At 59.4% G+C, this 22536-nt stretch carries 19 protein-coding genes, 1 tRNA gene and 1 pseudogene; 11 read left to right on the top strand and 10 right to left on the bottom strand.

Annotated features, from left to right (window positions below):
• Window positions 1–12 precede the first annotated feature (12 nt).
• Together QD409_RS31360 and QD409_RS31355 are read right to left on the bottom strand one after the other, a co-directional pair.
• Window positions 13–1446: an oligosaccharide flippase family protein gene (locus tag QD409_RS31360; protein WP_430764628.1), complete on the bottom strand. Its 1434-nt coding sequence runs from the start codon at window positions 1444–1446 to the stop codon at window positions 13–15.
• A 42-nt stretch (window positions 1447–1488) separates the two neighbouring features.
• Complete coding sequence (locus QD409_RS31355; RefSeq protein WP_430764627.1) at window positions 1489–2250, bottom strand: CheR family methyltransferase; 762 nt, start codon at window positions 2248–2250, stop codon at window positions 1489–1491.
• A gap of 952 nt (window positions 2251–3202) precedes the next feature.
• Between QD409_RS31355 and QD409_RS31350 the strand changes: the two genes are divergently transcribed.
• The 3 genes from QD409_RS31350 to QD409_RS31340 are packed head-to-tail and all read left to right on the top strand — an operon-like array spanning window position 3203 to window position 4813.
• Complete coding sequence (locus QD409_RS31350; protein WP_430764626.1) at window positions 3203–3721, top strand: DUF4142 domain-containing protein; 519 nt, start codon at window positions 3203–3205, stop codon at window positions 3719–3721.
• Between the two features lie 7 nt (window positions 3722–3728).
• A complete protein-coding gene (locus QD409_RS31345) occupies window positions 3729–4052 on the top strand; it encodes an amicyanin (protein ID WP_430764625.1) in 324 nt (107 codons plus the stop codon).
• Window positions 4053–4090: 38 nt separating this feature from the next.
• Window positions 4091–4813: an RNA polymerase sigma factor gene (locus QD409_RS31340; RefSeq protein WP_430764624.1), complete on the top strand. Its 723-nt coding sequence runs from the start codon at window positions 4091–4093 to the stop codon at window positions 4811–4813.
• A 182-nt stretch (window positions 4814–4995) separates the two neighbouring features.
• Here QD409_RS31340 and ftsZ read toward each other — a convergent pair whose 3' ends face one another.
• A complete protein-coding gene (gene ftsZ / locus QD409_RS31335; protein ID WP_092856023.1) occupies window positions 4996–6003 on the bottom strand; it encodes a cell division protein FtsZ in 1008 nt (335 codons plus the stop codon).
• A gap of 326 nt (window positions 6004–6329) precedes the next feature.
• On the opposite strand from ftsZ, the gene QD409_RS31330 reads away from it, so the two are divergent.
• A complete protein-coding gene (locus QD409_RS31330; protein ID WP_430764623.1) occupies window positions 6330–6938 on the top strand; it encodes a DUF2026 family protein in 609 nt (202 codons plus the stop codon).
• A gap of 3 nt (window positions 6939–6941) precedes the next feature.
• Here QD409_RS31330 and QD409_RS31325 read toward each other — a convergent pair whose 3' ends face one another.
• Complete coding sequence (locus QD409_RS31325; protein WP_430764622.1) at window positions 6942–7253, bottom strand: hypothetical protein; 312 nt, start codon at window positions 7251–7253, stop codon at window positions 6942–6944.
• Between the two features lie 382 nt (window positions 7254–7635).
• Between QD409_RS31325 and dinB the strand changes: the two genes are divergently transcribed.
• A complete protein-coding gene (dinB, locus tag QD409_RS31320; protein WP_430764621.1) occupies window positions 7636–8733 on the top strand; it encodes a DNA polymerase IV in 1098 nt (365 codons plus the stop codon).
• A gap of 129 nt (window positions 8734–8862) precedes the next feature.
• On the opposite strand, the gene QD409_RS31315 is transcribed toward dinB, so the two are convergent.
• From QD409_RS31315 to QD409_RS31305, 3 genes are all read right to left on the bottom strand, one after another.
• Window positions 8863–9579, bottom strand: a complete 717-nt coding sequence (locus QD409_RS31315) for a GntR family transcriptional regulator (protein WP_430764620.1) — start codon at window positions 9577–9579, stop codon at window positions 8863–8865.
• Between the two features lie 160 nt (window positions 9580–9739).
• Window positions 9740–10933: an amidohydrolase gene (locus tag QD409_RS31310; RefSeq protein ID WP_430764619.1), complete on the bottom strand. Its 1194-nt coding sequence runs from the start codon at window positions 10931–10933 to the stop codon at window positions 9740–9742.
• Window positions 10934–10974: 41 nt separating this feature from the next.
• Window positions 10975–12342 (bottom strand): amidohydrolase family protein, encoded by a 1368-nt coding sequence (locus QD409_RS31305; protein ID WP_430764618.1) that lies wholly within the window; start codon window positions 12340–12342, stop codon window positions 10975–10977.
• Window positions 12343–12501: 159 nt separating this feature from the next.
• Here QD409_RS31305 and QD409_RS31300 point away from each other — a divergent pair, with 159 nt between their 5' ends.
• The 4 genes from QD409_RS31300 (at window position 12502) to QD409_RS31285 (ending at window position 17790) form a co-directional block, all read left to right on the top strand.
• Window positions 12502–14073, top strand: a complete 1572-nt coding sequence (locus tag QD409_RS31300; RefSeq protein WP_430764617.1) for an ABC transporter substrate-binding protein — start codon at window positions 12502–12504, stop codon at window positions 14071–14073.
• 128 nt (window positions 14074–14201) lie between these two features.
• Window positions 14202–15167 carry an ABC transporter permease gene (locus QD409_RS31295; RefSeq protein WP_430764616.1) on the top strand — a complete coding sequence of 322 codons (966 nt, stop codon included), beginning with the start codon at window positions 14202–14204 and terminating at the stop codon, window positions 15165–15167.
• Window positions 15167–16066, top strand: a complete 900-nt coding sequence (locus QD409_RS31290; protein ID WP_430764615.1) for an ABC transporter permease — start codon at window positions 15167–15169, stop codon at window positions 16064–16066. The genes QD409_RS31295 and QD409_RS31290 overlap by 1 nt, the downstream gene beginning before the upstream one ends.
• Window positions 16066–17790 carry a dipeptide ABC transporter ATP-binding protein gene (locus QD409_RS31285; protein WP_430764614.1) on the top strand — a complete coding sequence of 575 codons (1725 nt, stop codon included), beginning with the start codon at window positions 16066–16068 and terminating at the stop codon, window positions 17788–17790. The genes QD409_RS31290 and QD409_RS31285 overlap by 1 nt, the downstream gene beginning before the upstream one ends.
• 168 nt (window positions 17791–17958) lie before the next feature.
• Here QD409_RS31285 and QD409_RS31280 read toward each other — a convergent pair whose 3' ends face one another.
• Complete coding sequence (locus QD409_RS31280; RefSeq protein WP_430764613.1) at window positions 17959–18162, bottom strand: hypothetical protein; 204 nt, start codon at window positions 18160–18162, stop codon at window positions 17959–17961.
• 324 nt (window positions 18163–18486) lie between these two features.
• On the opposite strand from QD409_RS31280, the gene QD409_RS31275 reads away from it, so the two are divergent.
• Window positions 18487–20190 carry a phospholipase D-like domain-containing protein gene (locus tag QD409_RS31275; RefSeq protein WP_430764612.1) on the top strand — a complete coding sequence of 568 codons (1704 nt, stop codon included), beginning with the start codon at window positions 18487–18489 and terminating at the stop codon, window positions 20188–20190.
• A 470-nt stretch (window positions 20191–20660) separates the two neighbouring features.
• On the opposite strand, the gene QD409_RS31270 is transcribed toward QD409_RS31275, so the two are convergent.
• Window positions 20661–21113, bottom strand: a complete 453-nt coding sequence (locus QD409_RS31270; protein WP_430764611.1) for a Wadjet anti-phage system protein JetD domain-containing protein — start codon at window positions 21111–21113, stop codon at window positions 20661–20663.
• A 24-nt stretch (window positions 21114–21137) separates the two neighbouring features.
• On the opposite strand from QD409_RS31270, the pseudogene tnpC reads away from it, so the two are divergent.
• Window positions 21138–22061, top strand: a pseudogene (gene tnpC, locus QD409_RS31265) (IS66 family transposase); the annotation flags it as partial.
• Between the two features lie 249 nt (window positions 22062–22310).
• Here the strand turns inward: tnpC and QD409_RS31260 are convergent.
• Window positions 22311–22387: transfer RNA gene (locus QD409_RS31260), tRNA-Met, on the bottom strand.
• Window positions 22388–22536: the final 149 nt, after the last annotated feature.

Genomic DNA, 22536 nt, shown 5'->3' with positions numbered 1-22536 from the left:
TCCCTTGGCTCCCTATTCCAAGGTTAGCCAGCGCAGGCGCCTGCTTAGTCCAAACAAGACGATCAGGACGGCGGCATAGGCCAGAGCGCCTGTGCCGATCTGAAGGAAAACAACGACCCGCCAAGACAAATCCGCGGAAAAATCATGCCGAATGAGTGCCACCGTCGCAAACATGATGAAGCTCGGCGGCACGATCAGCAGGATGACGCCCTTCGAAATCTCAAGCCAATCGACATTCGCCATCTTCGACTGCAATCCAATGCAGGTCGCAAGGGCGAAGGCTGCGCTGAAGCATTGCGCGATCGCCAGTTCCCGTAGCCCGAAGCGAGCGACCATGACGACGACCCCTAGCGAGACGGCGACGTTCAACAGAGTGACGGGAAGCCGGTACCGAATGTTTCCAACGACGGATAGCGAAGCCTCGTTGATGTAGCCCGGCGCAAGCAGCAGCTGACGCAGGCAAAGAAAGGGGATTATGGACGCCGCGGGCATCCACACCTCGCCGAGCACCAGCCTTACGACAGCCTCGGATATCTGCGCCAGTCCGAGATACATGGGCGCGGCAATGGCGAAGAGAACGAGAAGGAACCGGACACCGGCCAGGCCGACCGATCGCCCCGGTGCCGAAGGCTGCTGATGTGCTCGCCGGAAAACCACCCAGCTCAACGAGCGCGCCGGCTCGCCCAGCAACTCTGCAACCACAGCGACGACACGCTCGGCCGCGCGGTAGAAGCCGGCATCCGCTATTCCGAGAAAACTTCCGACAACGAGGGTGCCGGAATAGGAGCCGAGAAAGACGAGCAGGCGGTTGCCGACAATCTGGCGCGAAAACGCCGTGACCTCGACAAGCATGGGTCTCGTCAGGCGCAGGCGCGGCAGCCGCATCGCGATCTGCATCGATCCTACCAGCAGCACGAGCTGGCAAACTATCTTGGCCGCCGCCAGCGCTGACGCATGCTCATGCAGGCGGAGCAACATTACTGCGGTGATCAGGCCTGACAGCTCCCCCACGATCCTGACGATTGCACGTTGACGCAGGCGGCCCAGGGCGACGAGCATTCCATCGAAAGCCGCGGTGAGCGCCGCGGGCAACATCCAGCAACTGAACAGGACAATAAGCGCACTCTGCGTTTCGTCGCCCGTGCGGGTGTAGAAGACGGCGGCGGCGATTACGCCAACAGCGGTAAATAAGCCGCCGCTGACGAGCGAGATGGTGGCGACCTGGTCGAAGCAATCGTCACCATCGTGCGCCTTCATGATGAATTCCGCCCATCCGCCTTCCGCCACCACCACGAGCAAGGTGGCAATGGCGGAAACGAATGCGAAAAGCCCGAACTCCACCGGGCTCAGCATGCGCGCCGCGACCAAGAACGTCACGACCTGCGAAAGCTGCGAAACAATCTTAGCCGTGACGATCCAGATTCCGCCGGATACGATCAACGGCATGAACTTACGTTCCGCGGCTCCAACCGGGTGCGAACTCACGGGCTAACGGTCTCCCAAATGGAAAATGATGGAATATCGGATAGCCCAGTCAGCCTCGCTGCGATTGAGCGGCTCTCGTCCCCAGCGAAGCCAAGGCCAACCACCCCTCGCACCCTCCGAGGTCCAGATCTCCTCCTGATTGGTCAGCACAGGCCGCAATCCAGACGCCTTCAACACGCGGGTTTTGACGTCGAGGTCGATTCCGTCAACGAACAGATACCCGCCTGGAGCGACCAGCCTTATCATGTTTCGCAGGCACCGTTCGGCGAGCGGATCTTCCATCGGTCCCATGAAATTGTTCGCCAGCAGGAAATCCTGCCGCCCGACCAGGTCCAGGAGCCTGTCGTCGGTCGCATCGGCCGTCAGCCAGGTAATGCCCTGTCTGAGCCAATCCTTCACCCGCAGCGATCCATCCGGGAGAGGCTGCATGATTTCGGTGAGTGACGGCACGTCCGCGCTTGCGACTTCCGCCCTGCCCGCGACATATACGCTTCCTTCGGCGGCCGGGACATCCGGATGGTAGATACCCCGTCTTGCCACGTCCACGACGGTATCGGATATGTCTGCGCCATGCGCCGTCAGATGCAGATCGCTCCGGGCTCTTCTGATCGCATAGAGGACCGAATAGAGCTCTGCTCCCGTGCTGCAGCCGATTGATGCGACCGTGACGTCGGCATCGCGTGGAAATTGCGAGGCGAGGGCTCCGATCGCTGACAGCAGCGGCGGGTTGCGCATGAAATGGGTATAGTGGGACTGAAGCCGCACGGTATCTCGCGTGAATTTTCGGTAAATATACCGTCCGGCGCGAAACATAAGCGGCGTTTGCCGCACAGGACTTGGGATAGTCTCCCAAACCGCGCGACAAAGGCGACGGGGGGCCTGACGGAGGGAGATGAAACCAGTCATGGTCATCAACATCGAAAACTCCTTCGAAATTGCCGCCGGCTCCTGCGGAGATCGAGCAAGCAATGGGGGCCTGAATTGGGTCGGGACAAAATCGCAAACCGATAAGATGACCTGCGCCGTCATCGAAGAACTCACCTGAGGCCTGCTGAAATCCATGTCCGAAGAGGCCGACTGGTTTCGGCGGTATCTGATGAGTTTAAGCTCCGTTCATGATGCAAGGAGCGACTTGTCCGACCGAGCACTAAAATTCCTGCGGGGTTGGGCAAGGCTCTAAGGAGGAGGATGAAAGGCCCAAGGCTCGAGAGACGACGGTGGCGACCAATGCCTTGCGAAGGATGTCCGCACAATCGCCGGCGCTGGGAGGACGGCCCGCGGACTGACGACGTCGAAGACGGAACAGACAGCACCGCAGTATTGGCGAACGTATATCAACTGACGCATCTGCTTGGTTCCATCGCCGAGATCGGTCCGGGCACAATCATGTGAAACACCCAGCGGCGCAGCGGCGCCATGGCCGCCAGAAAGCCGGCGATCATTGGGAGTTTCTGAACCAAGGCGATCTGGGGCTTCTTCATACCCGAGTTTTAGGGCCGTCCATCCTTTGTCTCAATTCGGCAAACCGTGTCGGGCCATCGGCCAAATGGAGTAGCGGCCTGCTCCGCCTACAATAATTGTAGGGTTTCCACTGATTGCGGGCGCCAATGCCCAGCAAGAAAAGATTCTCGGGAACCTTTTGCCAGGAACCGCATCTAACGGCTGTTTCAGATGCCGAAGGCGTCTGGAGTTCCGCCTTGGAGGATAGGAGACCAACATGTTCAAGAGACTTCTCACGGCAACCGCGATGGCTGCGGCACTTGGGACCGCGGCATTCGCCGCCGACAAGCCGACGGATCCGCAGATCGCGCATATCGCCTACACGGCTGGCGAGATCGACGTCGCCGCCGCCAAGCAGGCTCTCAAGATGAGCAAGAACGCCGAGGTTCGGCAATTCGCTGAGACAATGGAGCGCGACCACACGGCCGTGAACCAACAGGCACTTGCCCTCCTCAAGAAATTGAAAGTCAAGCCCGAAGACAACGACACCAGCAAATCGCTGTCGTCTGCCGCCAAGGCGGAGCTGGCGAAGCTCGCCAAGCTTCATGGCGCAGCCTTCGACAAAGCCTATGTCGATAACGAGGTGGCCTATCACAAGCAGGTCAACGGCGCGCTTGAGACACTGCTGATCCCCTCGGCTCAGAATGGCGAACTGAAATCGCTGCTGCAGACGGGTCTGAAGCTCTTCAAGGAGCATCAGACGCATGCCGAGCACCTTGCATCGATGGTCAAGTAGGCTCGCCATGCGCTCTCCGTTTCGCATCCTTGCGGCGTTGGTATTCGCAGGGTTCGTGGTTGGAGGCCCCGCAATCGCGGTGGCCGCCAATCACGAAATCATCATCGCCCATTTGCAATTCGGCACGGTGCCGCCGTCGCATGTCGGCGACGTGATCACCTGGCGTAATGATGATATATTCCGCCATAGCGCGACCGCGCGCGACAAGAGCTTTGACATCGACCTGCCGCCGAAGTCGCAAAAAAGCATGACGGTCAAACAAGCGGGAAAAGTGGATTTCTATTGCCGCTTTCACCCGATGATGACCGGCACGCTTGATGTCCAGCCATAAGCTGGGCGGTGGATGCACGGAATTATGCTGGAGTGATCATGGTTGCCATTCCCACCGCGGCATCGAGGCACAAGCCGGACTTGGCAGCGCTACCCGATGCCGATCTCGTCGTCCATGCCAGGACGGGCGACGAGATGGCCATACGTGTCCTTGTGCAGCGACACAACCGTCGCCTGTTTCGATCGGCCCGTGCCATCGTCCGGGACGACGCGGAAGCGGAGGACATTGTCCAGGCGACCTATGTGCACGCCTTCACCCATCTCGACGCATTTCGCGATGAGGCAGAACTTTCCACCTGGCTCACCCGGATCGCGCTCAACGAGGCGCTCGGACGCGTACGACGCCACCGGCCAAGCGTCGGTTTGGAGGAGATCGACATGACTGTAGAATCAGGACGGGGCGAGCTGCTGCAATTTCCGACCCCGTTCTCGGTCGCTGACCCCGAGACCGAGCTCTCCCGCGGCGAGGCCCGCCGTCTGCTCGAGCGGGCAGTCGATGGCCTGCCCGACGAATTCCGCGTGATCTTCGTGCTGCGGGACGTCGAGGGGATGAGCACTGAGGAAGCTGCGTCGTATCTCGGCATCAAGCCTGCAACAGCCAAGACGCGGTTACACCGCGCACGCAAGATGATGCGAGTTGCGATCAAAAAGCAGTTGGTGGGAGCATTCTCTTCACTGTTCCCGTTCGACGGAGCGCGATGCGTAGCGATGGCCGACCGTGTCATCGGTCAGCTGCGAGCTGCTCAACCGAACGGGGCATAATCGGGGGGAGTTGCGAGCGCGGCCGAAAAGGCTCGGTGAATGCATCCTGATCGCGTTGAAACGTTTATCGTCAAACGGAGAAGCCCAACATCGCATTGGGCGCCACATCAGCGATCGGCCGTCAGTTTGCGGGGCGGTGAGATGGAATTGATCCGCCACATACCGATCGCTGGGAGTATCCGTTACTGCCAGTCCACGCCGACCCGCTCAGGCTGGCTAGCGGGTGCTGCGACACCATCCAAACCGGTTGCAACGACCGACACCCGGAAAACCCCATCGAGGTTTCTGTCGAAGATCGCTCCGACAACAATATCGGCATCAGCGAGAACTTCATCCCTTATGCGGCTTGCGGCCTCGTCCACCTCAAACAGCGTCATGTCCGTGCCGCCGGAAATGGAAATCAGCACGCCTCGCGCGCCCTTCATGCTCATGTCATCCAGAAGCGGGTTGGCAACGGCAGCCTCTGCCGCTTTCAAGGCGCGGCCCGGTCCTGACGCCTCGCCCGTTCCCATCATTGCGCGACCCATTCCACGCATGACGGTTTTGACGTCGGCAAAATCGAGGTTGATGAGGCCTTCCTTGACGATCAGATCCGTGATGCAGCTCACGCCGGCATAGAGGACCCTGTCCGCCGTCACGAAAGCATTGGCGAAGGTGGTTGTCGCATCTGCAATGCGAAACAAGTTCTGATTGGGAATGACGATGACGGTATCCGCACTTTCGCGGAGCCGCTCGATACCTTCATCGGCGGTGCGCATGCGGCGGTTGCCTTCGAAGGTAAAGGGCTTGGTGACAACGCCGACCGTCAAAATCCCTGCCTGCCGTGCGACCTTCGCTATGACCGGAGCGGCGCCTGTCCCCGTTCCGCCACCCATTCCGGCAGTGATGAAGCACATGTGCGTTCCGTGAAGATGATCCATGATCTCGTCGATGGTTTCCTCGGCGGCCGCCCGGCCGATATCCGGCAAAGAGCCGGCGCCAAGGCCTTCCGTTACCTGCGCCCCAAGTTGAATGCGCCTGGTCGCTTTCGATGTCGCGAGCGCCTGAGCATCCGTATTGGCCGCGATGAATTCGACGCCTTGGAGCTTTTCGGCAATCATATTGTTGATAGCGTTGCCGCCACCGCCGCCAACGCCCACGATGGAAATCTTGGGGATCACCCCAGATATGGGCGTGCGGATGTCGGTCATGAAGAACTCCATTGGATCAAGACACTCTCAAGCGGAATCGCCTGCGGCCCCAAAATTGAGACCTTGGCGATTCGCTGAAGCATAGAGATCCTAACGGGGAACATGTGCGTATTGCGGCGGCGGCCGGCCTCCCTCCACAATTTAATGATCAATGCGCTTGAAGCACGATAGTGAGCGAGATCCCAAGACACGACCCGCATCGGAAAATCTATGGCGATGAGAAAGTCGATCACCGGCTAAGGCTACTGTGCCGTGCTATGCGTTTACATCAATGGCGTCGTCGCCTAGTGGTGGCTGAAAGCCATAGAATGAACAGGTGAACGACCATGTTGATCAAGCAAAGCGACTACCATCGGATCTATCGGGTCATCAATAGCCTGGTCGTCAACGAAAATAGCAATCCCGCCCTCGCCAGCATGTACTTCTCAACATTCGGCGCCTTCATTCTCGAGCAGCACTACAAGATCAAAGCCACGCCCAAAGGCGGTCTTGCGGCATACAATCTCGGAGGGGCAGTTCTGCTGTTTGCCGACCACCGCGAAGACGGTTATGTGACCGGTGCCGGCGACAATTTTCATTGCTGGGTGGAAGCTGACGGCTGGGCGATCGATTTCATGGCCCCAGCCTTTTCCGAAGCCGCGCGAGAGCTCCGAATAGCGCCGAAGATGTTCCAGCGCCCGCTTGCAGCGATGGCGCCATCCATCAATGATCTCAGCAGTTCAGGCGATTTCTTCTATCAGTCCGAACCGGCGGCGATGGCTCGACGTTTCGCAGACTGGCACAAACACGCAGTAATCGGCGACCTCGCCGGCATCGCCTCCAACTGGTTCCGAAAATCTCCGAAACAGATGCAGCCTTCGATATCTGCCAAAGATCAGCATGGGAAACTCAGAAGCATCCCCCTCGCCGGCAATTCGCTCGTCGGCGCATGGTGAGCCCTATGATCTGCGAACCGAAGTGGGCCTGAAACCCAGCACGAAATCAACGACCTTCGATGATGACATTTCGCAGGGCTTGAGGGCGGGCTTTGCGCCTGAAAGCACATAGAGATTGAAGCTGACTATGTCGGTCCCGCCGAGCTCCTCACCATAGAGCCAGATCCGCTTGCCGTCGGCCGACCGCTTCACAGTCGCGCTCCAGGGGCGCCCCTCCATGTAACCGTCGGGTAGCCGGGCAAGAGCATGTCCGAATTCCGGGAATTCGTCGGCCAACGGGTCCCGTGTGTCGCTCATCATCATGGTGCCAGGCACTCGTCACATATGCCGCAGCCGTCATCATCCATTCTCGCCGCCGAGCGCATCCTTCGACAGCAAAGGCATGCCTTGGCGTCCGTGCAGGATTCCTCGACGCGCTCCGGCGGGAGGATCTCCATATGCAGGTCGGGAAGCTGGTCGGTCGAGAAATGGCCCATATCGAGGCTCCGTGGCGGGGACTAACAAGAGATAGGAAGCCCCGAACGCATCGCAAGATGGCATCTGCCGCATGCGTTGCGTCAGGTGATTTGTCCAGGCTTCCGCCAGCAAGACGCAGAGCCGGTTTGATCTCACCGTCAATGATGATATGTTCTGCATTTGTTTCGTTGTCGGTGATTAAAGGCCGTGTTGAACATGCAGTTTGATGACTGAGATCGCCATGAACGATATGAGCTCGAGCCCCGTCCGGAAGATCATCCATGTCGACATGGATGCCTTCTATGCATCGGTCGAACAGCGAGACAATCCCGAACTGCGCGGCAAGCCGCTTGCGGTCGGAGGCTCCGCGGCGCGTGGCGTGGTGGCGGCCGCAAGCTACGAGGCCCGCGCCTTCGGCGTTCATTCGGCCATGCCATCGGTGACGGCGAAACGGAAATGCCCCGACCTGATCTTCGTGCCGCCGCGCTTCGACGTCTACAGGGCGGTGTCGCAGCAGATACGCGAAATCTTCGCCGAATATACGCCGTTGATCGAGCCGCTATCGCTCGACGAGGCCTACCTGGACGTCACGCAGAACCTCAAAGGCATGGAGATCGCCACTGAGATCGCGCTGGAGATCCGCGCCAGGATCAAGCAGATCACCGGGCTCAATGCCTCCGCCGGCATCTCCTACAACAAATTCCTCGCCAAGATGGCCAGCGACCTGAACAAGCCCAACGGCCAAGCGGTGATCACGCCGAAGAACGGCCCAGCCTTCGTCGAAACGCTTCCCGTCAAGAAATTCCATGGTGTCGGGCCTGCAACGGCCGAGCGTATGCGCAAGTACGGCATCGAGACCGGGCTCGATCTGAAGTCGAAGTCCCTCGCCTTCCTGCAGGAACATTTCGGAAAATCGGGACCGTATTTCTACGGCGTCGCGCGCGGCATCGACGAACGCCAGGTCAAAGCCGATCGGATCCGGAAATCCGTGGGCGCGGAGGATACATTTGTCGAGGATATCGACGATCTCGCGCTGGCGACGGCGGAGTTGAGACCGCTTGTAGAGAAGGTCTGGCGCTACTGCGAGACCGGCGGCATCGGTACCAAGACGGTGACGGTAAAGATCAAATATTCGGACTTCACCCAGGCGACGCGCAGCCGGACAGGCCCCTTTCCGGTCGCCGACGCCGGCGAAGTTCTCGAGACGGCATCGGCGCTTCTGGCAACCGTCTACCCGTTCAAGCGACCCGTACGCCTGCTCGGCGTCACGCTGTCATCCCTGACGAACGAAGAGGCCGACAATGGTCAACCACAGCCCCAGCTCGATCTCGGTATCTGAGGGGCGGCCACCAGAAGCGAAAAACCTGCCGTGGAACAGAATGAAGCGCTTCGATGCAAGCAGCCGCATTGCAAGGGCGAAATTTCCGGCCGATGGCGGGATGTTTTGACCTCTGCGGGGACCTCGTTCCTATAGGCCTTCTTCCCTGGCATATGCAGTCAACAAGTCGGGAAAATCCTTCTCCGGCGCGGCCTTCAACAAGGCGCGCGTGGTGATGGCTTCGATGTGATCGGTCATCAGGCTGCGCGCCTTGTCGCGGTCGGCCAGGGCGAGAGCCGCGATAAGCTCCCGGTGCTCGGAGACGGCGCAATCCGGGGAATGCGGGCGGCCATAGAGCGAGAGAATAAGCGACGAGCGCGAAACGAGCTCGGTGACATAGCGCAGGAGCACGTCGTTCTCTGTCAGCGTTGCGAGCAGAATGTGAAACTCGCCGGAGAGCTGGATCGAGGTGGAAGCGTTGTTGACCCTTGCATTGTCCTCCGCATCGACATGAGCTTCGAGCCGCCGGATCTGCTGCGGCGTCAGTCTGCCGATCAGCGTCTCCACCACCATCGCCTCCAAGACGCGGCGCACAGCCAGGATGTTGCGACCGTCTTCGAGGCTCGGCTGCGCGACGCAGGCACCCTTGTGCGGGCGCAGCTCGATCAGGCCTTCGCCGTTAAGTCGGGCGAGCGCCTGACGGACGATTGTGCGGCTTACGCCGAGCCGATCGCCGATCGAATCCTCGGGAAGCTTCGTCCCCGCCGCCAGCGTCTGGTCGAGGATCGCCCGTTTCAAGGTGCGATAGACCGCATCGGATTTGGAGACAGCAGTTCTCGGTTTCTTATCAATGGAATTGGGAGCCATAATCGTCCTGAACTTTGATATCCAAGGATGCAGCGAGGCAGGAATTTCACGCATCGGAAGAGGCAAGAACTGCCATTGCTTCAGCAATCTCACAAAATCTTGGCTCGCCGGAACCACCTGCCCCGTCGAGGGCAAGACCATGGTGTGATTGTCGTGCTTGCTAGCCGACATGTGGAAGCGTATCGCCTGGCACGCCATCGCGCACGACGATGCGGCCGCGGCGAATGACCGTTCGCCGCTGCGGTGTCAACGCGACAGCCTCGGCAATCGTTCTTGCCGGGACGAGCACCACGTCGCCGTGGCAACCGTTCGACAGACCGTAATCCGCAAGGGCGATACCCTCGGCGCCGCCGAAGGTACAGATGCGCGCTGTCTCAGCCAGATCGGCGTCGTTGGTCATGCCGTTACGCTGTGCCAGATATTTCGCCCTCTCCAACATGTCGCCGTTGCCCCACGGCTCCCATGTGCCCTGGATGCCGTCGGAACCGGAGGCCACCACAATGCCGGCCTCGCGCATTGCCCGCAGCGGCAATGCCGGTGCGGAGGGGCTGCCGACCGTCATGACGGCAATCTCTTCGGCGGCGAGCGTATCAATGAGAGCGCGTTGTCTCGGCGCGTCGAGCATACCGAGGCAATAAGCATGGCTCACCATGACTTTGCCCCGCATGGAGAGCGCACGGGTTCGCTCGGCGATGAGTTCGAGGCAGAAGGCACCAAGCTCCCCAGGCTCGTGCAGATGAATATCGATTGGTTTTCCGTAACGGTCGGCGAGCGCGAAGATCGCGTCCAGGTGGCGTACCGGGTTGCGATCGATGCTTGCCGGGTCGGTGCCACCGACAATGTCGGCGCCGGCCTTCAGCGCCCCCTCCATCAGGTCGAGCGTCCCCTCACGTACCAGCATGCCGCTCTGCGGGAAGGCGACGACCTGCACGGCCACCAAGTCCCTGAATGCGTTCCGCGTCTCGATGACGCCTTCCACATTGGCGAGACCGATCTCCGTGTCGATATCGACATGGCTGCGAATATGCAGCACGCCGAGAGTTAGCGTTTGCAGAACCTGCCGTGCCGACTGCCGGCGCGCGTCGATGCCCAGCTCTCGTTTCGCGTGCCGGTCGGCGATAATCCGTTCGTTGCGCGTCGGGCCGACACAGTTCCCGAACCAGTCCATGCCGATCAGGGTCTTGTCGAGATGCGTATGCGCCTCGACCAGTCCGGGCAGCGCGATGTAACCACTGCCATCGATCTCGACTGCAGGCTTTTCGGCCCGGCTGTCGGCAAAGCGGCCGTTCAAAATGTAAAGGTCTCTCGTCTCGCCGCCGAACGGCCTGACATTGCGAATGAGAATATCGTCCATAACCCGCTGCTCCCATCAATTCTCGAGGTTGAGATACGCATTCATACGAGGTTTATCCGCTCCATCATCTGGTGGAACGCGCGCTCGGCGCGGTCGAGGATCGCGCCCTCATCGTGATGCACGAGCCGCAGGGAGCGCATGAGGATCTGACCGCCGACGATCGTCGTGTCGACATCTGCGCCGTTGGCGAAGCGGGCAAGCCGCTGGACCGGATTGGCCGGCGGCCAGAGATGCGGCTGCCGCATGTTGACGAGGATGACGTCGGCGCGCTTGCCGACTTCAAGCGACCCGATTTCCTTATCCATCGAAAGGGCGCGCGCGCCTTCGATGGTCGCCATTTCCAGAAGCTGCATCGGTGGCAGCACGCCGTCGTCCTCGAAATGCCGCGCGTGATAGCGATGTGCTTGGAACATGTTGCGAAACATGTCGAAAGACCGGTCTGGCGCGGCGGCATCCGTGCCGAGCGACACCGTCACGCCGGCTGCCATCAGTTCGGGCGCAGGGCAGCGGCCGAACACCGACATCAGGGCGCTTGGATTGTGCGCCACCTTGGCGCCGGTGCGCTTCAATACAGCGATGTCCTCGTCCGTCAGCTCAATGCAATGCGCCAGCAGCGAGCGATGGTCGAACAGGTCAAGCCGTGCGGCATTCGCCGCAATCGAGCCTTCCCGGTGGCCATCTTGAATAATTGGCACATCCTTCTCACGCGCAAGCTCCAGGGCCTGGCGCGACAGGTCGTATACAGCGCCGTCTTCCAGCTCCTGCACATTGAATACAGGAAGCGAGAGTGCAACTCGCAAACGGTCATCGCGACCCGCCCACGCGTCGATGAGTTCGGCGCATACGGACAATTGATGTACGGGATTAACAACAGTATCTGTATACGATCTGTTCGTATAGCTCCGATACATATGCGGGACAGTCGGCCGGTTTGGTCCGACGGCAAGGACTTCGCGTAGCCCCATGCCGGCAAGCGCCGCGAGATGTGCTTGCGCGGCTTCCGGGGCTTCGGTCCGCATGATGTCCGGGCCCCCGCCGAACAATAGGGCTGCGGTAGTAGTGCCGCATCTGATGCGTTCGAATGCCGACAGCGAGGCCTCCGCCGCCCAGAATTCGACATCTGTCGCCCGGGCATAAATCTGGCCGGCGATGTCCATCCATTGGTCGGAATCAGTGCCTAACCCCTTGATTAACATATGTCCGGCATGTGCGTGTGTGTCGACAAGACCAGGCATCACCACCATGCCCGCTGCATCGATGCACTCGACAGCTTCGCCGGTTTCCGGCAGGCGATCACCGATGGAGGTAATGCGTCCGTTCTCGATCAGAACGTGCCCCCTCTCAAGAATACGGCGATCCGTATCCATGGTGATGACCACGCCATTCGTGATCAGAAGTGATTTCGTCATCCGGTCTTCCTCCCTCGGCGGAATTGTGGGCCCTCCACAGCGAACTGTGAAATCGAATCCTCGCACCTTGAAACTGTGCACATGATGTGTATACTAAATATGAGGATAAATCGTATACGCAAATTTCGTTACGATGTATACGTGAAACGGGAGGTTCATGTGAACAACTATGTGAAGACCCTTTTGGCAGGGCTTGCCATTATCATGCCGCTGACGACGCCGTCGTTTGCAAAGACCCTGCGCTGGTCGTCGGCCGGGGACGTCATCTCGTACGACCCGAACGCTCAGGTCGACAGTTTTACCCAGAGCGTTCATCACATGGTGTTCGATCCCCTGGTGCGCCGTAGCAAAAGCCTGCAGCTCGAGCCGGCGCTCGCCACGTCCTGGGAAATAGTCGAGCCGACCCGATGGCGCTTCAAGCTGCGGCAGGGCGTCAAGTTTCATGAAGGCCAGCCCTTCAACGCCGACGACGTGGTCGCCACTATCCTGCGAGAGATCGATCCGGGCTCGCGCAACCGCGAAAATCTGCCTGCGGTCATCGGCGCCGAAAAGGTCGACGACTACACCGTCGACATCATTTTGCGCGGCCCCTATCCGCTGCTTCTCAACGACCTCGCCGCCGTCTGCATCATGAGCAAACCGTGGATGCAGGCGCATGACGCGCTGAAGCCGGGCAACGCTTCGACCGGCGTCACCACCTATGCCAGCAATCATGCCAACGGCACCGGTCCGTTCAAGCTCGTCAGCTATGAGCCCGATGCCAAGTCGGTTTTCGCTGCCAATGAAAACTGGTGGGACAAACCCCAGCATAACCTGACGGGCGTGGAATACCGTCCAATCGCTTCGAATGCCACTCGCGTCGCAGCCCTTCTCTCCGGCGAGCTGGATATGATCGCCCCGATCCCGCTGCAGGACATCGACCGCGTCAGCAACACGCAGGGGCTGAAGGTGGTCGAGAATCCGTCGCTCCGCGAAGTCTTCCTCGGCCTCAACTTCCGGCCAGAACTCCATGCCATGCCAGGCAAGCCCAATCCGCTTCAAAATATAAAGGTGCGCCAGGCTCTGTGGCATGCCGTCGATCTGAATACGATCCAGAAGCGGCTGATGCGCGGCAAATCCCGCATCTCCGGCATGCTGGTCGCGCCGGAGGTCACCGGTTACGACAAGTCCATCGACGTCCCGCTTCCCTTCGACGTGACACTGGCAAAGTCGCTGCTGACGGAAGCCGGATACCCGGATGGCTTCAAGGTAGGGCTGAATTGCTCGAACGATCGCTACATCGCCGATGAGCAGATCTGCCTGGCGATCGCCTCCATGTGGGCCAAGATCGGCGTCAAGGCCGAGGTCGGTGTGGAAAGCAAGACCACATACTTCCCCCGCATGGATAAGGGTGATTTGGACATCTACATTCTAGGCTGGGCATCGTTGCCGCCGATGGATGGATACAGTGTCCTGCAGTCCCTTCTCGCTACCAACGACGGCACCTATGGCGGCAGCAACCCGAACGGTCTTTCAGACCCGAAAATCGATGCACTGGCCCGTTCGGCTTCGACCGAGCTCAATGAGGGCAAGCGCGTCGAAATGCTGAAGGACGCTTTCAAGATCGCCCACGATCAGGCGCTCTACCTGCCGCTGCATCAGCAGCCGGTTGCCTGGGCAATGAGCGACAAAGTCGACATTCCTCAGTTCGCTGATGAGTACGTACGCCCCTGGTTCGCCCAGATGAAGTGAACCCGTTAGCCTCGTCTTGCCACGCGATCCCGGACAAAGGTTCGGGATCGCCCAAAAGACAAGGCGCAGCAAAGCAGCGCGCTCTTTGGGCTTCAGAGCCTCGTCGCGCACCTGCAAGGTGTATTCCGATGATCAGGATTCTATCCACAAGGCTACTGCAGGCCGTCCTCGTGATGGTTGCCGTAACGGCCATCGCCTTCATCATGTTCCGATTTGTCGGCGATCCGGTTGCCGCCATGGTGCGCGAAGGCGCGAGCCAAGCCGAAAAGGACGCTCTTCGCGCCACGCTCGGTCTCGACAAACCGCTCGTCATTCAGTTTCTCGATTTTGTCGGCCGCGTGCTGCACGGCAATCTCGGCACCAGTTTCCGCTACCAGCAACCCGTCGCCAATTTGTTGCTCAGCCGGCTCCCAGCAACACTGGAATTGGTGATCATCGCCACGATCATGTCGCTTGCGATCGGCATTCCGCTCGGCGTCGTCTGCGCGCTGAAACCCAACGGAGCGCTTTCGCGATTGACCCAGTCGCTGACGCTCGTCGGCATCTCGATGCCCACCTTCGTCACCGGCTTGCTGTTGATTCTGGTCTTCGCCGTCAATCTGCGCTGGCTGCCCTCTTCCGGTCGCGGCGAGGTCGTCGACCTCGGCTTCTGGCAGACCGGCTTTCTCACGGTCTCCGGATTGAAGTCGCTCATCCTGCCGTCAATCACGCTTGCCCTCTTCCAATTGACGCTGATCATGCGCTTGGTGCGTTCGGAAATGATCGACGTGCTCTCGTCGGACTATATCCGCTTCGCCTTCGCGCGCGGCCTGCCGCGCTCCTACATCTATGGGCGCCTGGCGCTCCGCAACGCGCTGATGCCCGTCGTCACGGTGACGGGTCTGCAGATCGGCCAGCTCATCGCCTTCGCCATCGTCACCGAAACGGTCTTTCAATGGCCGGGCATGGGCCTGCTCTTCACCAATGCGGTCGGCTTCCCGGATATTCCGGTTCTTTCGGCCTATCTCCTGTTCGTCAGCTTCCTGTTCGTTCTCATCAACACGGTCGTCGACATTCTCTACATCTTCATCGATCCACGACTGAGGACAAGATAATGGCCAGGCAGGCTCAACTCATTCAACGACTTCCCCCGGTTTCCGTCATCGTTGCCACCCTTGTCCTCGCGACGATGCTGGTGCTGGTGATCTTCGCACCGATGATCGCGCCCATGGATCCGCGTGATGTTTCGTCTTATTCGCTCATGGATGCAGAAATCCCGCCCGCCTTTACGGACGGCGGCGACCCGCGCTTTCTGCTCGGCACCGACAACCAGGGACGCGACCTCGTCTCGGTCATTCTGTTCGGTCTGCGCATATCCGTGCTGATCGGCATCGGAGCCGTGCTGTTCGCCGCTGTGATGGGCGTTCTTCTCGGTCTGATCGCCGGCTTTTTCGGCGGACGGGTCGACAGCATCGTGATGCGCATCGCCGATGTGCTCGTCAGCTTCCCGACAATCCTGGTGGCGCTCCTTATCAGCGGTATAGCCAAGGCGCAGCTGGACACCGATACGGTCCTCACCTGGGCGCCGGCCATCCTGGTCTTTGCGATCGCCATCAACGAGTGGGTGCAATATGCCCGTACCGTCAGGGCTTCCTCCATGGTCGAGGTCTCCAGAGACTATGTGCGAGCGGCAAAGGTGATAGGGCTACCGTCGCGCCGCATCATGATCCGGCACATCCTGCCGAACGTCATAAGCGCGGTAATGGTCATTGCCACCATCAATCTTGCCGGTGCCATCCTCACCGAAGCGACGCTGTCGTTTCTCGGCGCCGGCATGCCGCCGACCTATCCCTCGCTCGGCACGCTGATCCGGATAGGCAATGAGTTCCTGTTTTCCGGCCTCTGGTGGATCGCAGTGATGCCCGCCACCGTTCTGGTGATCCTCGTTCTCGCCGTCAATGTGATCGGCGACTATCTCCGCGATCGCTTCAACCCCAAACTGATGGCACGCTGATGATACACGCACAGACACCCGCCCTCGACATCAGGAATTTACGGGTCGAGTACCCGCTCGCCAGCGGCGAAACGCTGGTCGCCGTCAACGACATCAACCTGACCATCGCCCCGGGCGAAATCCATGCCCTGGTGGGCGAGTCCGGCGCCGGCAAGACCACCGTCGGCAACGCGCTCATGGGCCTGCTGCAGGCGCCTGGCCGGATCGCCGCGGGATCGATCGTGATTGACGGCAAACCCATCGATGTGCGCACCGGCCGCACGGAAGGCATCATTCCCGGCCGCGATGTCGGCGCGATCTTTCAGGACCCCATGACCAGCCTCAACCCGCTGTTTACGGTTGAAAGCCAGTTGTGCGAGGGCATGCTGGCGCATCTGAAGATCGATCGCCGGCAAGCCCGTGCCCGCGCACTCGAACTGATGAAAGCCGTCGGCATTCCGGAACCGGAACGAAGGCTCGGCAGCTATCCGCATCAGCTGTCGGGCGGCCAGCGTCAGCGTGTCGTCATCGCAACAGCGCTTGCCTGCGGCCCCAGGCTGATTGTCGCCGACGAACCGACGACGGCGCTCGACGTATCGGTGCAGGCGCAGATCCTCAAGCTCATCCGCGATCTCGCAAACGAGCGGCGGGTCGGCGTTCTGCTCGTGACGCACAATATGGGCGTCGTCGCCGAAATTGCCGACCGCGTGACAATCATGCAGAACGGCTGCGTGGTCGAGAGCGGGTCGACGCGCGAGGTGCTGACCGCGCCGAAGGCGCCCTATGCCCGCACGTTGATCGCCGCCGTTCCACCGATCGACGTCAGGCTCGATCGCCTGCCGGTTCCAAGCGAGGAGACCAAGGTCACGCTCGATGCCCGCAAGAGCGTGCGCCGAAAAAGCGTTGAGAGCGGCACTGCGACAACCAAAGACGTCGTTCTTAACGTCCGCGATCTCTGCGTCGAATATGGCAAGCGTTCGCTGCTGGCGGGCCGAAAGGCCTCGGTCTTCAAGGCGGTGAACGAGGTATCCTTCGATGTGCGCCGCGGCGAGATCTTCGGCCTTGTCGGCGAATCCGGCTGCGGCAAGACGACCGTCGCAAATACCATCGCCGGCCTGGTGGCGCAGACGTCAGGCAGCATCGATTTCCAGGGAACGCCGCTTGCGCGCAACCGCGACCAATCCGTTCGCCGATCGATGCAGATGGTGTTTCAGGATCCCTATTCTGCGCTCAATCCGCGCCTGCGGATCAACTCGGCGATCGCGGAGCCTATCCTCTTCTACAAACTCGCCGCGAATGCCGAACAGGCCCAACTTGATGCCAGGACACTGCTCGAGGCGGTCGGTCTGCCGGCCGATGCCGGCTCGCGTTTCTCGCACGCCTTCTCCGGCGGCCAGCGCCAGCGTATCGCGATCGCGAGAGCGCTCGGACCGCGACCGACGATGCTGATATGCGACGAACCGACCTCGGCCCTCGACGTCTCCGTGCAGGCGCAGATCCTCAATCTCCTGAAGGATCTGCGCGATCTTGCCGGGCTGTCGATCCTCTTCATCAGCCATGATCTCGCGGTCATCCGCCAGATGTGCGACCGCGTGGCGGTGATGAAGGCGGGCGAGATCGTCGAGCTTGCCGACACGGAAACCCTGTTTTCGGCACCGCAGCATGCATACACGCGCGAGCTTCTGCGCCTGGCGCCTTCGCTCGATCGCATTTTCTCAAAGGAGCAAGCCGCCGCGATTGGCTGAGACGAGGAGGTAAATATCCTCCTCGTCTAGCCTGGTTTATACAGTCGCCAAAGTCACCGACACGCCCCAAAGGTGCCAGCGGCGGACCCACTCACTGCCGCCAAGCGGCAGTGAGTGGACTGATATTAATCCCGTTCGGCTCAACCTATGCCCAGGACCGATTGGTCCTCACGCTTGCTCGCATTCCGTCATGAAGGTAAAGGCGAGCATGGTCGTCTGGATGGCAGAGGAAGTGGAGCTGCTTGCCGGCCGAGGCGTAGGAATGCGGTGCCGCTCGCGAGCGGGCGTGGTCAAGCTGCCGGCTTGCACACCGAACCAGTTCATCGCGTCCTGCGGCGAATAGAGTTCCTCGACAACGATCTCGTCGGGCATAGACTGGAGGCTTCTTCCGAAGATCGCCGTACGGCACCCTGAATGGTTCGGCGATCTCCTTTTGTCTGCCCTCGATTTCAAAATGTGAGGCAGGGTTGCTTCTCGAAGCGCATCGTCACCGACGAGTATCGCTCTCATGCAACAACGCGATCTCAGCTGATGCGCGCTGCCTTGCATGGATCTCGTGAACACCCAAACAGCGCGCCAAGAGCCGATCACGGATCGAAGGGTTGCGACCAAGATAAAGATGCCCTTCATGGATGCGTCATTTGATGGTTGTATATCAGACGAGACTAATGCCTCAGCTATCTCGGAGGGGAGAAAATGGGAAGCGTAACAGCCAAGGCATACGAAAGTCCGAGTTGCATTCTCTTGGCCTTCGATTGGCCTGATGGTACCGCCCATCCGGATTTTCTTGGCTTCGCGATACAAAGGGCACCGGGCTACACGAAGACAGGCGAACCTCAATATCTTTTCAACAAGCTGGACTTCTCGCCCATTGAGCCCGGCGCCAAGCCAAAAGGCAGCGATGTTGCGCCAATCCAGAAATTCAACTGGTGGGATGGCGGTCTCAAAACCGAAGACCAAGGGAAAACCTTCGAGTACACCATCACGCCCGTCCTTGGCACGGGTCCGAACGATCTCGAGCTTCAGGCGGCGGCGGCAACCGCCCTGAAAGTCACAGTCCCGAAACCACGGCAGGGCGATATCGAAACCTACTTCAATCGCGCCGTCGTCAGTGCCCAGAGCTTCCTGACGATCAAAGGCGGGTTAGGCGCCCAGATGGACTGGCTGGCCAATGGCCTGGAGGAAGCCATTCCGCAGGTCTTGGGTGCCTGCACCGAATTCGACTGCGCCATCTATCATTTGTCGGACAAGCGATGGATCCTTCCCGCGTTCGAAAAATTCGCAGGCAATGGTTCGCTAATTTATTTCTCCAAGGGCGACGATACGAAATCCGATGCCGCCATCGAACTGCTGGCTGAGAACAAGTCGATAACGCCGTATAAACGCGATGCGATCCCGAAGCTGATGCATGACAAGTTCATCGTCGCGCGCAAGGAAGGCGAAACTGACGCCGTTCTCATGGGTTCGACCAACTTCACACCTGAAGCTCAGACGGTGCAAGCCAATCTGCTGCATGTCTTCCATTCGAACGACTTGGCAAAGCTCTATTTGGAACGCGCAGCGCTTCTTGCGGCAAACAAGGGTAAGAGAGAAATCACCACCGGTGCCGGGTGGAAACCAGTCGACGATGTCGGCGGCACGAAAGTCCGGGTTTTCTTCCTGCCGGAGGCGGGTTCCAGCCGCGTTTTCCTTGATACGGTAACCGAGTCCGTGAAAGCCGCGAAATCGTCCGTCCTGTTCTGCATGTTCACGGCGTCAGACGAAGCGCTCATGAACGCTATTTTTGAGAAGGCGGATTCTGCCGATCATATTGCCTATGGGGTGTTGAACTCGATCGACGATCTGGAGAAGCCGACGAAATCCGGTCAGCCGCGCCGGCTACCGAAAATCGCAGCAACCATCTTCCATCGATCTTCGGAAAAGCCGGACACTCTTCCCTACTCCGCGTTCGGTCAAAACGCCCCGCGAGGCTTCCTCCCTGAACTCCGAACAATCAATTGCGACGAATTCGACGCGTCGAAAACGCCTGGAGAGAAGAGGACGTCGATCCCTCCGATACACATCCATCACAAATTCATCGTCATCGACGGGGACACAGATAGCCCCATCATCTACACCGGCTCTCCAAACTTCAGCGCGGCCTCGGAGAGTTCCAACGACGAAAACGTTCTGGAACTGCGAGACAACGTCGCTCTCGCTCGGATCTACGTCGCAGAGTTCATCCGGCTTTACAATCACTACCGCGCACGCGCGATCTGGAACAAAAACCACGAGACCCAAAGCAAGGAGCCGCCGGCAGAAGCCGATCCGCTCGTGCTCAAAACAAAGCGAGATGATTGGGCAAAGGAGGCCTATACAGCCGGGACGAAGCAGTTTCTGGCTCGCACCCGGGGACTATGAGCGCTGACAACAGCCTGTTTCAGGTTGTCGTCGGCAGGACGAGGAGATACTATCGCCAGCGATAAGGCAACTTGTAGGGTTGTGGTGAGGCATTTGGTATTTGGTTGCGGGGCCTGATTGCAGGGAGACTTGCAATATCGTCTGTGAGCAAATTCACTCTCAAAGAGGTGCTGCATCGCACGATACTCTACGCCGGGATGGGCGATCACAATACCGGCCTTCCTTGATATACATTCCTGGCGTAGCGCGCTCACTCTTTGCATGACAACGTGCGTCCAGCAGGCAGTTCTGTTCCTTAGCTGTCATCAGCCAGTCCGGCGCTATTCACAATACGGGCTTTCTAAAGTGATGTTTTCAGCAGCTCGCTCGATACATCACAATGATTCCACACGCCCACATTCAAGGGTTGAGTCAAATTATCTGCACACGCCTGTCGATGTATGCATCACAAATGACGCCCATCAAAGTAATTAGCTTCTGTTTGGAATCTTAGGATCGATTTGCTCCTGTTCCATGATCTTTGCGTCTGGCTGGGTAAGATAATCGACAAGATCTGCTATCATAGACCCCGCGACGTTCCCTTTTCGCAGTTTGATGCGGCTTGTCATCGCCTCCCCGAACGTTTCCGCAAGATGGCGGGACATTAGATGCGGCCATAGCTGGCGACCGAGCGCTCGCTCGATGGTTCTGAAAATCCAGGTGCCGTCCGGATCGATATCCGACCAATGGAAAAACGGCACCGTCTCGGGCAGCTTGGCAGCAAGCTCCGCAAGCGCTTTCTGGGCCGCCAGAGACGGATAGCCGCCGACATAGAGCGTCAACCCCAGTCTATCTACGTCCGCCTCCAGCAAATGCCGGTTAAAGCTCGCAAAATTCTCGATCGTCAGCACGTAATCGGGCCGCCGATCGAAACTGACCGTCATCATCGCCGATGGCGCAATACCGAGAGCCGCGGCGCTCTTGGCCACTGGGTGATCGGGTCCAGTGAGAAGCACCTCGTTCGCATCTATGATGCGCTGAAGCAGCGGCTCCTGTCGCAGAGCGTCATTCACGGTGACGAGACCACGGTGCAGGTGCTGAAGGAAAAGGACAGGAAAGCAACAGACGAGTCCTACATCTGGGCCTATCGCAGCGGTCAGGACAGCGCCGAGCCGGTTGTGCTGCTCGAATACCAGCCCGGTCGCGGGCAGGTGCATCCGCAGGCTTTCCTTAGCGACTATCGCGGTATCCTGATGAGTGACGGCTATCAGGCATGGCGAACTCTTAAAGGTGCGACGCATGTCGGATGTATGGCTCATGCCAGGCGACGCTTCGTCAACGCCTTGAAGGCCGGCAAAAAACAAAGCGGCCCGCCCGCACAGGCATTGAAGTTCTTCGACCAACTCTATCGGATTGAAAGGCAGGCTCGGGAAGAAAAGCGGGATGACGGCGAAACGCAGGCCGATTGCATCCGGCGCATGCGCCAGAAGCACAGCCTCCCCGTTCTCAATGCCTTGAAGGAGTGGCTCGACAACATGGCCCCCAGGGTCATACCCGACACCAAGCTCGGCGATGCAATCTCCTATACGCGGAACCAGTGGGAATATCTGACGCGCTACATCGAAGACGGCAGAATGCCGATCGACAACAATTTATTGGAACGCGATATTAGAGTTTTTGCCACGGGCAGAAAGAGCTGGCTATTTTGCGATACCGTCGGTGGCGCCAACGCAAGCGCCGTCGTCTATAGCCTGATGCTGACCTGCCGCGCCTGTGGCGTCGAGCCATTCGCCTGGTTGAGGCACATCTTCACCGAACTGCCGCAGCGTCCTGATGGCGCCGATATCGACGATATGCTCCCGTTTAACTTCGCCAAATCAACTGCTGTATAAGCGGCCGCGGGCGCCACAATCTACCGCGTCAACGCGCAGCGAAATGAGCGCTTACGGTTCTAATGCCAGAACATCGCCTGATTTGCCCGATCAGCAAAAACAGCTCACCGGACGCTCACCAGGCTTCGCCCCCTGCTTCTCAGGCTTGAGGTTATGGAGCTGAGGCTGGCGCGCTATTGTGCTTTCGAGCGCAGCTGCGGTCTTGGCGCGGGCGTCCGGGGATAGCTGTTGTTATGAGGGATGGGATATTGGTTGCGGGGGCAGGATTTGAACCTGCGGCCTTCAGGTTATGAGCCTGACGAGCTACCGGGCTGCTCCACCCCGCGTTACCAGCGCAAATCGCGAAGCGATTTGTCGCGAATAGCAAGCCGTGTTCGGCTTGCGTCATCCACGCAAACCGCTTTGCGGTTTGTCGTGTGTTCCCTTGGCACGTTATTTCGCGTGCGCCGAGGGAGAATTGGTTGCTTTCCAGAAG

Source organism: Rhizobium sp. BR 315 (assembly GCF_050577975.1).
Lineage (GTDB): Bacteria > Pseudomonadota > Alphaproteobacteria > Rhizobiales > Rhizobiaceae > Rhizobium > Rhizobium miluonense.
Note: the sequence above shows the minus strand (reverse complement) of the source record. Positions and strands in the feature narration are given on the sequence as shown.

Bases quoted from the DNA above. Each gene is read 5' to 3' on its own strand.
- QD409_RS31360 (WP_430764628.1), bottom strand. From the start codon at position 1,446: ATGCCGTTGATCGTATCCGGCGGAATCTGGATCGTCACGGCTAAGATT.
- QD409_RS31350 (WP_430764626.1), top strand. From the start codon at position 3,203: ATGTTCAAGAGACTTCTCACGGCAACCGCGATGGCTGCGGCACTTGGG.
- QD409_RS31345 (WP_430764625.1), top strand. From the start codon at position 3,729: ATGCGCTCTCCGTTTCGCATCCTTGCGGCGTTGGTATTCGCAGGGTTC.
- QD409_RS31340 (WP_430764624.1), top strand. From the start codon at position 4,091: ATGGTTGCCATTCCCACCGCGGCATCGAGGCACAAGCCGGACTTGGCA.
- ftsZ (WP_092856023.1), bottom strand. From the start codon at position 6,003: ATGACCGACATCCGCACGCCCATATCTGGGGTGATCCCCAAGATTTCC.
- QD409_RS31330 (WP_430764623.1), top strand. From the start codon at position 6,330: ATGTTGATCAAGCAAAGCGACTACCATCGGATCTATCGGGTCATCAAT.
- dinB (WP_430764621.1), top strand. From the start codon at position 7,636: ATGAACGATATGAGCTCGAGCCCCGTCCGGAAGATCATCCATGTCGAC.
- QD409_RS31315 (WP_430764620.1), bottom strand. From the start codon at position 9,579: ATGGCTCCCAATTCCATTGATAAGAAACCGAGAACTGCTGTCTCCAAA.
- QD409_RS31310 (WP_430764619.1), bottom strand. From the start codon at position 10,933: ATGGACGATATTCTCATTCGCAATGTCAGGCCGTTCGGCGGCGAGACG.
- QD409_RS31305 (WP_430764618.1), bottom strand. From the start codon at position 12,342: ATGACGAAATCACTTCTGATCACGAATGGCGTGGTCATCACCATGGAT.
- QD409_RS31295 (WP_430764616.1), top strand. From the start codon at position 14,202: ATGATCAGGATTCTATCCACAAGGCTACTGCAGGCCGTCCTCGTGATG.
- QD409_RS31290 (WP_430764615.1), top strand. From the start codon at position 15,167: ATGGCCAGGCAGGCTCAACTCATTCAACGACTTCCCCCGGTTTCCGTC.
- QD409_RS31285 (WP_430764614.1), top strand. From the start codon at position 16,066: ATGATACACGCACAGACACCCGCCCTCGACATCAGGAATTTACGGGTC.
- QD409_RS31280 (WP_430764613.1), bottom strand. From the start codon at position 18,162: ATGCCCGACGAGATCGTTGTCGAGGAACTCTATTCGCCGCAGGACGCG.
- QD409_RS31275 (WP_430764612.1), top strand. From the start codon at position 18,487: ATGGGAAGCGTAACAGCCAAGGCATACGAAAGTCCGAGTTGCATTCTC.
- QD409_RS31270 (WP_430764611.1), bottom strand. From the start codon at position 21,113: ATGACGGTCAGTTTCGATCGGCGGCCCGATTACGTGCTGACGATCGAG.